The organism is Erythrobacter sp. (assembly GCF_038133525.1).
Classification (GTDB): Bacteria; Pseudomonadota; Alphaproteobacteria; order Sphingomonadales; family Sphingomonadaceae; genus Qipengyuania.
On sequence record NZ_JAYPTL010000028.1, the window covers coordinates 33807 to 44705 of the forward strand.

Annotated in this window: 9 protein-coding genes; 3 read left to right on the forward strand and 6 right to left on the reverse strand. The window is 62.5% G+C overall.

Going from position 1 to position 10899, the window contains the following annotated elements; translation table 11 throughout:
- The first annotated feature begins 1 nt into the window (after nucleotide 1).
- Nucleotides 2–712: an NAD-dependent deacylase gene (locus AAFM29_RS09220; protein WP_341712507.1), complete on the forward strand. Its 711-nt coding sequence runs from the start codon at nucleotides 2–4 to the stop codon at nucleotides 710–712.
- Nucleotides 713–773: 61 nt separating this feature from the next.
- Here AAFM29_RS09220 and AAFM29_RS09225 read toward each other — a convergent pair whose 3' ends face one another.
- The 5 genes from AAFM29_RS09225 to rpsT all read right to left on the reverse strand — a co-directional run bounded on the left by AAFM29_RS09225 (nucleotide 774) and on the right by rpsT (nucleotide 6766).
- On the reverse strand, nucleotides 774–2915 hold the full coding sequence (locus AAFM29_RS09225) for a TonB-dependent receptor (RefSeq protein ID WP_341712508.1): 2142 nt from the start codon (nucleotides 2913–2915) through the stop codon (nucleotides 774–776).
- A gap of 371 nt (nucleotides 2916–3286) precedes the next feature.
- Nucleotides 3287–4057, reverse strand: coding sequence for a HesA/MoeB/ThiF family protein (locus tag AAFM29_RS09230; RefSeq protein WP_341712509.1), 771 nt, complete (start codon nucleotides 4055–4057; stop codon nucleotides 3287–3289).
- Nucleotides 4054–4476 (reverse strand): DUF983 domain-containing protein, encoded by a 423-nt coding sequence (locus AAFM29_RS09235; RefSeq protein WP_341712510.1) that lies wholly within the window; start codon nucleotides 4474–4476, stop codon nucleotides 4054–4056. The genes AAFM29_RS09230 and AAFM29_RS09235 overlap by 4 nt, the downstream gene beginning before the upstream one ends.
- A gap of 111 nt (nucleotides 4477–4587) precedes the next feature.
- Entirely contained in the window at nucleotides 4588–6051 is a 1464-nt protein-coding gene (gene dnaA, locus AAFM29_RS09240; RefSeq protein ID WP_341712511.1) for a chromosomal replication initiator protein DnaA, read from the reverse strand.
- A gap of 454 nt (nucleotides 6052–6505) precedes the next feature.
- Nucleotides 6506–6766: a 30S ribosomal protein S20 gene (rpsT, locus tag AAFM29_RS09245; RefSeq protein WP_341712512.1), complete on the reverse strand. Its 261-nt coding sequence runs from the start codon at nucleotides 6764–6766 to the stop codon at nucleotides 6506–6508.
- 200 nt (nucleotides 6767–6966) lie between these two features.
- Between rpsT and msrB the strand changes: the two genes are divergently transcribed.
- Both msrB and AAFM29_RS09255 read left to right on the forward strand, forming a co-directional pair.
- Nucleotides 6967–7377 (forward strand): peptide-methionine (R)-S-oxide reductase MsrB, encoded by a 411-nt coding sequence (msrB, locus tag AAFM29_RS09250; RefSeq protein ID WP_341712513.1) that lies wholly within the window; start codon nucleotides 6967–6969, stop codon nucleotides 7375–7377.
- An 88-nt stretch (nucleotides 7378–7465) separates the two neighbouring features.
- Nucleotides 7466–9628 (forward strand): PBP1A family penicillin-binding protein, encoded by a 2163-nt coding sequence (locus AAFM29_RS09255; RefSeq protein ID WP_341712514.1) that lies wholly within the window; start codon nucleotides 7466–7468, stop codon nucleotides 9626–9628.
- A 71-nt stretch (nucleotides 9629–9699) separates the two neighbouring features.
- Here AAFM29_RS09255 and AAFM29_RS09260 read toward each other — a convergent pair.
- Nucleotides 9700–10899: Do family serine endopeptidase (locus tag AAFM29_RS09260; RefSeq protein WP_341712515.1), on the reverse strand; the 1200-nt coding region annotated here is incomplete at its 5' end.

The window sequence follows — 10899 nt, forward strand, 5'->3', positions numbered from 1 at the left end:
CATGGCAGACATTCGCAATATCGTCATCCTCACCGGCGCCGGTGTCTCGGCAGAGAGCGGTATCGATACATTTCGCGATGCCGGCGGCTTGTGGGAGAAGCATCGGGTGGAGGATGTCGCCACGCCTGAAGGGTTTGCACGCAATCCCGATATGGTGCTCGGCTTCTACGATATGCGCCGTGCGGCGATCCAGACAAAGCAACCCAATGCCGCGCACGAGGCACTTGCACGACTTGACGAGCTGTGGGGCGGCGAGCTGTTGATTGTCACCCAGAACGTCGATGACCTGCACGAGCGGGCAGGTGCGCGCCGGGTGCTGCACATGCATGGGACGCACCTAAATGCCTGGTGTACGGCCTGTGATGTCCGATCACCCTGGACCGGACCGCTTATCGACCGACCGCCATGTCCCGCTTGCGGTACGAATGCCTTGCGCCCGGACGTAGTGTGGTTCGGCGAGATGCCCTACGAAATGGAACGCATCTACGCGTCAATCCGGCGTGCCGACCTGTTCGTGAGCATTGGCACTTCGGGCGCGGTCTACCCCGCGGCGGGATTCGTGCGTGATGCGCGCGAGCTGGGGGTGCGAACGCTAGAACTGAATCTGGAACGCAGTCAGGGCTCGCATTGGTTCCATGAAAGCCGGCAGGGCCCGGCGACGCAACTCGTGCCGACCTGGGTTGAGGAGACACTCACGGGTCTCGGTGGGTGACGGCAAACTAAAAGGCCTGCGCATGAATGCCATGCGCAGGCCCCCTACAGTCAATCACCCGTCAGTTGCCGCCAAGCGACCAGGCGAACTTGAGCCCGAACTCGCTGGCATCATTGGCGAGGATGTTGAGGACATAGGGTCCGACATCCAGCGCGGCCTGGGTGTAGCGTTCGTCGGTGATGTTCTTGCCGTAGGCGGTAATCGACCAGTCGGCGCCGTCGGGCTCATAGGTGACGTTGAAGCCCAGCAGCTCGCGGCTATCGATGAACGCGGTTGGCGAATTGTTGGGCTGGCCTTCCAGGCTGCCGCGGTATGAATAGTCGGCCCGTGCAGTGATCCTGCCGCCACCCACGTCGAATTCTACCTGTGGGCCGACTGCTACGGTCCAGCGCGGGGTCAATGCCGCGCGGTTGCCGTTGGCCAGGCTGCTGCCCGGTTCAACGTTGCGGAAGGTCGAGTCGATATAGCCAACCGCGGTGTTGAGCGAGAATGCGCCCAGTCGAACATTGCCTTCCCATTCCACGCCGATCGAGCGCAGGTCGCCGGCATCGTCGGTTACGGTGATGAACCCGTTCGGCCCGATCGTGCTGACCTGCGCCGGGAAGGAATTGTAGGTGGTGTGGAACACCGACAGGCCCATCTGCAGCCAGTCGGTCGGCTCACCCTTGATCCCCGCTTCATAGTTGATCGCGGTCACCGGATCGGTGGCGAAGAAGGTATCAGCGCCGCCAAAGGGACGTGCCGGGAACTGGCCCGACTGATAGCCGCGCGCTACCGTTCCGTAGATGTCGAGACGATCAGCGAGTGCATAGGTCGCCGAGGCTTCCCAGGTCACTTCGCTGAAGCTGGCCGAGTCACCGAATTCGGGGGCGAAGCCCAGATCGGCGGTCGCGTCCTTGCTATCGTGCGTGAAGCGAAGCCCGCCGGCAATGCGTAGCGCATCCGTCACGCGAACGCCGAGATTGGCGTAGGCCGCATAGCTTTCGGTCTCCTGGGTCTGTTCGAACAGGCCGTCGCCGAAGCCGTTGAAGGTGGTCGGCTGCTGGAAATTGAAGCCGTCTTCGTTGAAATAATAGAGCCCGCCGACATAGTCGAAGATCCCCGACTGTCCGCTCAGCTGCAGCTCGAACGAATATTGGTTCGCTTCACCGATTTCGGGGAAGGAGAGGAAGTCCAGCTCGGCCCCGTCATCGTCGAGCCCGCCTTCATAGCCCGAATGGCGATAGCTGCCGATGAACTTGAGCGACAACTCGTCGCTCAGCGCGTAGTCGACGATACCGCTGAAGCCATAGGCAGTGTTCGTGGTCCGTGCGAGGTCGGCCTGGCCCGAATTGGTGTCGAACGGATTCTCGGACTGGCTGGTCACCGGATCAAGGCCGCCGGCGCAGGCGACCGCGTAGGGGCCGAACAGATCGGCGATATCAGCCGCGGTGCAGCCGCCCGGCGGCACCTTGATCGTGGTGGTGAACGGGTTCTGCCCGTTGGTGCCCCGGTTGCCGTCCGCGGTCAGCTGGACCGAAAGCCGATCGCTCGGCGTCCATTTCAGCGCAACGCGGCCGTGGATGTCCTGCAGCTCACCCACGCGCGCTTCGGGGTTGGGTACGTTGAGGAAGTCGCCAAGCCCGTTGCGCCGATCGATGCCGAAGCTGATCGAGGCGGCCACCGTATCGGACAGCCGGGTGTTGCCGTAGAAGTCTGCGGCCAGCCTGCCGCGCGTGCCTGCCTGCAGCTTGACCGACGCGGTTTCCTCATCGCCGGGCTGGCGGGTGACGATGTTCACCGCGCCCCCGACCGAGTTGCGCCCGAACAGCGTGCCCTGCGGGCCGCGCAGCACTTCGAGTCGCTCGATATTGTCGAGGCTGAGGTTCTGGCCGATCTGGCGACCCAGATAGACACCATCGACATAGACGCCCACGGTGGGGTCGATCACGATCAGGTGATCCTGGAAACCGATCCCGCGAATGCTGGGGAATTGCGAGCTGGGATTGCCCGCACCGAAATTGGTCACGGTCAGGTTGGGCACGTACTTGCCGATATCGACGATGCTGTCGGCATTGCGGCTGTCGAGCGCTTCGGGATCGAAGATCGTCACGGCGACTGGCGCCTCGTAAGCGTCCTGTGCCGTGCCCTTTGAAGTCACGATGATGACGTTGAAATTGCTCGCATCATCGCCGCTGTCGGCATCCGCAGTCTGCTGTGCCATGGCAGCCTGGGGGAAGGCGCCAATTGCGAAGAGTGCAGTGGTTGCGGTCAGAAGATTTCGTAGTTCTCTTTTCATACCCATGTCTCGATACCTCTTTGGGCCAAGCCCGTCCGATCCGCACTTGCTGGTGGAGCAAGTTGGGAAGGGTGTTCAAATGTCGGCTGAGGGTCTGGCTAGAACCAGCCAGCGAGGAATTGCAAAACCAGCCCTTAGCCCGACTGCAAGTTACTGGGGAAAGGCGTAATAATGTTGCGAATTTGTCGCATTATCGTGCCCTTGGGCCTTACGAATCCAGATCTTGGACTTTGGCTGCGTCGCGAATTTGGCGTTGCGGTGGCGAATCGATTGTCGCGCAAGTGGCCTTGGCAAGCCTAGCTGTGGCCGCAGGTCGAACAGGCCGGGTCCTTGGTGATCCTGAAGTTTCGCAGTTCGGGCCTGAGCCCATCAAGCAGGAATACTGTTCCCCATTGTGGCTCACCAAGCCCGCCAAGAGGGGCGAGTAACACGCGCACCGCTTGCAGTGCCGCGAAGGTGGCAGCCCATCCGGCCATTGCACCCAGCATGCCGTCCTCGGCGCAGGTGTCGCAATCTTCGGCGTCGAAGGCGTCACCGACGAAGCAACGGTAGCACGCCTCGCCCGGAAGGTGCCCGGCGAACGCCCCGACCTGGCCCTGGAAGCGCCCGACTGCTGCAGACAGTAGCGGTACGCGTTCTGCCACGCATGCATCGGAAACGGCCAGACGGGTTGCGAAATTGTCTGTCCCGTCGAGTACCAGATCGGCGCCAGTAACCAGATCGCCGACATTCTCGGCTGTGATGCGACGGTCGGAAATGGTGACGTCGAGCGCGGGATCGAAGCCGGTCACCCAACGCTTCGCTACCACGGCCTTGCCGTGACCAATGTCGCGCGTGTTGTAGAGCGTCTGGCGTTGGAGGTTGGAAGCTTCGACCTTGTCATCGTCAACCAGGGTGAGCTTGCCGATGCCTGCTGCCGCAAGATATTGCAGGGCCGGCGAACCGATCCCGCCGAGCCCGACCAGCACCAGATGCTTTCCCGCCAGAGCAACCTGGCCTGCGCCGCCGATCTCCGGCAGCACGATGTGGCGGGCGAAGCGATCGAGCCGCTCTGGCGAAAGGCTCACGCCAGCGGGTCCTCGGGAAGCCGTTCGCGCCGGAAACCGTGCATTCCATGCCACCATTGCAGGGCAATGACTGCGCCCTTGGCCGGCTGGAGCAACAGCAGCATGAAGACGACCGACAGCGGGATGATCGTGGCGATCACCACCCAGCTGGGTATCGCCCAGTCGAACAGCATGAGGATGAGAATGGGCGCGAGCAGGTGTCCGGTGACGAACATCGCAATATAGGCCGGGAAGTCGTCCGCACGCTGGCCGGTGAGATCGAGCGCGCAGGCCGGGCAGTGCGCCAGTGGCTTGAGCCACTTACCGAAGATTCGCGCTTCGCCGCAGCGTGGGCATTGGCAACGTGCGCCGCGCAGCAGCATTTCGGAAGCCGAAGCGGGAAGCGCGACGTCGGGGCGGAGATGCGAGGGCTGAGTCATGCGAAGCCCTTTGGCCTTTCATGAACGCGCTGTCGACAGCCCTGTGGGTAGGGCTGTCGACTTCCTGTGCAGCGATGGTGAAGCGAACCGAAGGGCTGCAGGATTATCCCGTCAGCTTTCGAGCTGTCTCAACAGGCTGCGCACATCGCCGTCCATATCGGCATCGCGTTGGCGCAGGTCCTCGATCAGGCGCACGGCGTGGATCACTGTCGAGTGATCGCGCCCGCCGAACTTGCGTCCGATTTCGGGATAGCTACGGGGGGTGAGCACCTTCGATAGGTACATCGCCACCTGGCGTGGGCGGACCACCGCCCGGGCACGACGCTTTGACGACATTTCTGATCGGTCGATGCGATAGAACTGGCATACTGTGCGCTGGATCTCGTCGATCGTGATCCGGCGGCGATTGGCCGAGAGAATGTCGGTCAGCTGCTCTTCGGCAAGCTGGAGCGAGACTTCCTGCCCGGTCAGCTGGGCGTAGGCGATCAGCTTGTTGAGCCCGCCGACCAGCTCGCGCACGTTACGGGTGATGGTGCGAGCGAGGAACTCGAGCACATCTTCGGGCACCTGCAGCGGGGCGAACTTGGTCAGCTTGGAATGCAGGATCTTCTTGCGCAACTCGATGTCGGCCGCCTGGATATCGGCGACCAGACCCATCGACAGGCGGCTGAGCAGGCGTGGTTCGACCCCATCGAGCGCTTGCGGCGCGCGGTCTGCGGCAAAGACCAGCCGCTTGCCTTCGGCCAGCAGCGCGTCGATCGTGTAGAGCAGTTCTTCCTGGGCGCTCGCCTTGCCGATGATGAACTGGATATCGTCGACCAGCAGCAGGTCAAAACTGCGCAGGCGGGCCTTGAACTCCAGCATCTGGTTGGCCTTTAGCGCTTGGACGAATTCGACCATGAAGCGTTCGGCGCTGCAGTAGAAGATCCGGCTGCGCGGATGCGCCTGAAGGAAGGCGTGGCCGATCGCGTGGAGCAGGTGCGTCTTGCCCTGGCCCGTCGCGGCTTTCAGGTAGAGCGGGCTGAACTGCGGCTTCTCGGTTGCCGACATGCGTTGTGCAGCATTGAAGGCCAGAACATTCGCCTCGCCGGTGATGAAGGCGGCAAAGGTGAGCAGGGGGTCGAGCCCGACCGACGAAGTGAAACCGGCGTCGCCCAGCGTGTCCGCGCTGATCGCCATCAGCGTATGATCGGCGTCATTGGCCGGACGGCGGCCGTCGGCATGGAGGCGCAGGTCGGTTACGTGGCGGCGGCCAGGATGTACGCCGATGCGCACGGTACGGACTTCGCTGCGAGCGATCTTCCATGCCAGGCTCAGCCGATCGGCAAAGCGATCATTTACCCAGTTGGCGCTGAATTCGGTCGGCAAGAACAGATCGAGTGTACCCGTGGCCTTGTCGATGCCGCCGACCTGAATCGGTTTGATCCATTGGCTATGGAGTTGATGACCCAGATCCTTGCGCAGACCCTGGCTGATATCGGCCCAATCGGCGGCCAGGTTCACTGCTTCGAGATCTTCCATCGATTCTTCTTGTACCTTCCGCTTTGCCCCCACGAAGTCGGATGTTTTATCCATTGTTATTACCCGTTCCCCCGAGCCGGCGCTTCGCAGCGCGGCGTACCCTGAATAGTATCGCATAGGTGGATGGAGGCAAAGCACTGCCCAAACCGGAATCGTGACGATTCCGGCACCCCCCCTTGCTTATCGAATATGAAGCCTAGGCTGTCCCGTCCTTGGCTGACGAAGACCTGTCTAAGTCCCGCAGCGAATGAGTCGCAAGGGGGATAACCGCAAAAAAACTGAAATAATCTGGTTGACTTGCCTCAACCCCGCAGGCTGCCGTTCAAGTATATGAATTATATGTATTTTATCGCCGCGAGGGCCGCGAATCGCGGGAAAAGCAGGGTTTTGGTTACGTTGAGGTTACAACGCTGCGGCGCAGCATGGCGTGAATACGACAAAGGGGCCGCGGCACAAGGCCCCGGCCCCTTGTAGAATCGCGCCAAAGACCCTTGCGGGTCGGCCCGAATCAGAGCGCTGCGACTCGCTTGGTCAGGCGGCTCAGCTTGCGAGCAGCCGTATTCTTGTGCAGCACGCCGCGAGCAACACCGCGAGCCAGTTCCGGCTGCGCATTCTTGAGCGCGACCGATGCGGCATCCTTGTCACCGCCTTCGATAGCGGATTCGACCTTCTTCACGAAGCTGCGGATGCGGCTGATGCGCGCGCCGTTGATCTCAGCACGGGCGGCGTTGCGACGGATGCGCTTCTTGGCTTGCGGCGTATTGGCCATGTTTGTCCTCGTCAGGCCGCACCGGCTGGCGCGGCGAAAATCTCGTCTGGGCGTTGCGAAAGGGCAGCCAGGGGCCGCCGGAAAGCGGCGCACTTAGCGGCGGGTCCGCGAATCGTCAAGCAATTGCTTGGCGCTGGTAACGGTGGACTAACGCGCAGCGAACCCTACATCGCACAGGCAAGCCGGAAAGGATACCAACCGTGACCGAGAAGACGATCCGCAGCGATGCAGAATGGCGTGCTGCGTTGACGCCCGAACAGTACCACGTCCTGCGCGAAGCGGGGACCGAGCGCGCGTTCACCGGGAAATACGACAAGCATTTCGACGGTGGCGAATACACCTGCGCGGGTTGCGGGCAGAAGCTGTTCGATAGCGACAGCAAGTATAACAGCGGCTGCGGCTGGCCTGCCTTCACCGCGCCTGCCGGGGGCGAGGCGATCGATGAACGACGCGACACATCATATGGCATGATCCGTACCGAAGTAATGTGTTCGAACTGCGGTGGGCACCTGGGGCACGTCTTCCCCGACGGCCCGCGCGATCGCGGCGGGCTGCGTTACTGCATCAATAGCGCGGCGCTCGACTTCACCCCCGATGGAAGCGGGGAATAGTCTCACCGTTCAGCCAGCGTTAGACCTCGCCAATCCAGCGTGTGACCGATATAGCGCCAACAGCAGCTAAGGGGATTTCCCGGGTCACATGGATAAGAGAGGGAGCCGCCGCAAGCGGGCGGCGCGCAATGAACGGGCCCACCGGGCTGCAGCAGACAGGCCGCAATCGCGCTTCAGGCTGTGGGTGCGGCGTGCCTTTATCTGGGGCGGCGCGCTGGCGCTGCTCGGTGCTCTGTTCCTGGGGCTCGCCGTGGGCTTTTCGGCGCGCTCGATGCCCAGCTTCTACCAGCTGAAGGCGACACAGAATGCGCAGACGATCATTGTGCGTGCACGCGACGGCAGCGAGATCGTTGCCTTGGGCCCCAGCTACGGCAAATGGCTGACTTCCAACGAGATACCGCAGGTAATGAAGGATGCGATGATCTCGGTCGAGGATCGTCGCTACTACTCCCACTTCGGGATCGATCCCTACGGCCTGGTTCGCGCGATCTATGAAGCGGTGACCGGAGACGAGCGGATTTCGGCGACTTCGACCATCACCCAGCAGCTCGCGCGGAACGTCTTCCTGAATTCGAACCGCTCACTCGATCGCAAGCTGCGCGAAGCCGTGTTGGCGATGGCGCTTGAGGCCAAGTTCTCGAAAGAACAGATCCTCGAGCTCTACCTAAACAAGGTCTATTTCGGCGGTGGGGCCTACGGCATTGATTCCGCCAGCCGGAAGTTCTTCAGCCACCCTGCGACTGAGCTATCGACGGCCGAAGCGGCAATTATTGCCGGCCTGGTCAAGGCGCCTAGTCGCTATTCGCCGACTGCCGATGTCGATGCGGCAGTAGGGCGCGCCAGCGTGGTCTTGCGGCTGATGAAGGAGCAGGGCCGCATTCCCGCCAATGTCACGGTCGATCCTTCGACGGTCAATCTCAAGGAAGAGAAAGGCCAGAATTCGGTTCGCTATTTCACCGACTGGGCGCTGCCCCAACTGGAGCTGCTGCTGCCCGAAACCTATGAGCCGATCGAGGTATGGACCACGCTGGATGTAGGCATGCAGCGTGCGGCAACCGCGGCGATCAAGTCCAATACCCCGGATGGCGCGCAAGGGGCCTTGGTGAGCCTCGACCGCGATGGGGCGGTGCTGGCGATGATCGGAGGCACCGACTACGTCGAAACCAGTTACAACCGGGCTACGGATGCGATGCGCCAGCCGGGGTCGAGCTGGAAGCTGTTCGTCTATCTCGCGGCCCTCGAGGCTGGTTACAAGCCTGATGATCGCGTGGTCGATACGCCGGTCACGATCGACGGTTGGACACCCAGGAATTCGAACGGTCGCAATGTCGGGGAAATCGATCTGCGGACGGCCTTCGCTTACTCGATCAACACTGTCGCTGCGCAACTCGGTAACGAGGTCGGCTTCGGTACCGTCGCATCGATGGCGCGGCGCTTCGGCATAACGACCGAGATTAGCACCTACCCCTCAATGGTGTTGGGGTCGAACGAAGTGCGGCTGATCGACATGACGCGAGCCTTTGCCGCGATTTCAGACAAGGGCCATTCGGTCGACCCCTATGGGATCATCAAGGTCACCACGAGCGAAGGGCGCGTGCTTTACGAGCATGAACGCCGGCGCCAGTCGCAATTGGTGCCAGACTATGTCGCCGCAGGGATTACCGACCTGCTGCAGACCGCGGTCAACACCGGTACCGGGCGCGCCGCGCAAATCGGGCGGCCGGTGGCCGGCAAGACCGGGACAACCAGTTCGAACAAGGACGGCTATTTCGTTGGCTTTTCCAGCGGCGTGACCACTGGCGTGTGGATGGGGCGTGACGACAATTCACGGGTTGGCGGGCTGCAGGGGGGTACGGCCCCGGCGCGGGCCTTCGCCGCCTACATGCGTTATGCGGTAAAGAATCGTCCGGTCGAGGAGTTCGATACCGACCTCCAGCTTCCCGAATGGCAGCTCGAGCCCGATGACGAGTATATGCTCGGCGATCCTGACGACTATTATTTCATCGACGAGCAGGGGAATCTGATCGAACCGGGGCGTCCCGACGATAATCGTGGCGATCCTTTCAGCGAAGGACCCGTAAGGCCCGAGGATGGCCAACGCCCGCGGCAATCGCCTGCGCTGCCCCAGCGTGGTGCTGATGGCGGACCGCAGGCGATCGGCGATGATTTCCTCGACGAAGCGACGGGCGCCAATCGTGACCGGCGCCCGCGCCCGGCGCCGCAACAGACACCTTCCCAGCCGCGTCGTTGAGCACTGCATAGAGAAAGGGCCCCCTGCCTGGCGGCAGGAGGCCCTGTGAATTTGAATACGCGCTAGCGCGATCAGCGCAGGCGGATCGCTACATATTGGGCCGGTCGGCCACGACGCTGAACCCGCAGCAGAACCGCCTCGCGCTTGTCGGCCTGTGCCGAGCGGATGCTGTTCTCGAGATCTTCGAGGCTCGCCACCGTGCGGTTGTTGGCCGACAGGATGATGTCGCCGCGCTGCAGGCCCTTGCGAGCGGCGTCGGCGTCGGGATCGACGCCGGCGACAACCACACCCTTGGTATCGGTATCGACACCAAGCTGGCGTGCGATCTGCGGATTGAGCGGCAGGACCTGCAGGCCCAGGCTCTCCTGGATCGTCTCGTTGTCGTTCGACTGGATGTCATCCTGCTGGTCAGCATCGGGATCGAACTGCTGCTGGCGCAGTTCCTCGTCCGATGGGCGCTTGCCCACGGTTGCGCTGATGCGCTTGCTGGCCCCGTCGCGGATCAATTCGATCGGCACGGTGGTGCCAGGGCGGATATTGGCCACAAGATAGGACAGCGTCTGCTCTGGCGTGACCTCCTTGCCATCGACCTTGAGCACGATGTCTCCCGGCTGGATGCCGGCCTTATCGGCGGCTTCGCCCGCCTGGACTGACTGGATGAACTCGCCGCGGTTGCGCTCGACACCAAGCGAGTCGGCGAGATCTTCGGTCACCGCCTGAGGCACCACGCCCAGATAGCCGCGCTCGATCTCCACGCCGGTGCGCAGCTTCTCGACGATCGGGGCCGCGATCTCGGCGGGAATGGCGAAGCCGATACCCACGCTGCCGCCCGAGGGCGAGAAGATCGCGTTGTTGATGCCGATAACCTGGCCCTGCATGTCGAACAGCGGACCGCCCGAATTGCCGCGGTTGATGGCGGCGTCGGTCTGGATGTAGCGATCATAGGCGCCGCCCTGGCCGGTATTGCGATAGACCGCCGAGACAATGCCCGAAGTCACCGTGCCGCCGAGGCCGAAGGGGTTGCCGATTGCAACCACCCAGTCGCCAGGGCGCGCATGGGCGCTGTCGCCGAACTTGACGAAGGGGAAGGGCTCCCGCCGGCTGATCTTGAGCACCGCAAGGTCCGACTGCGGGTCGGTGCCCACGAGATCGGCCTGGTATTCCGTACCATCGGGCATGGTCACGGTGATCTCTTCCACCGTCCCGCGGCCGTTGGGGCTCACAACGTGGTTGTTGGTCACCACATAGCCGTCAGCCGAGATGATGAACCC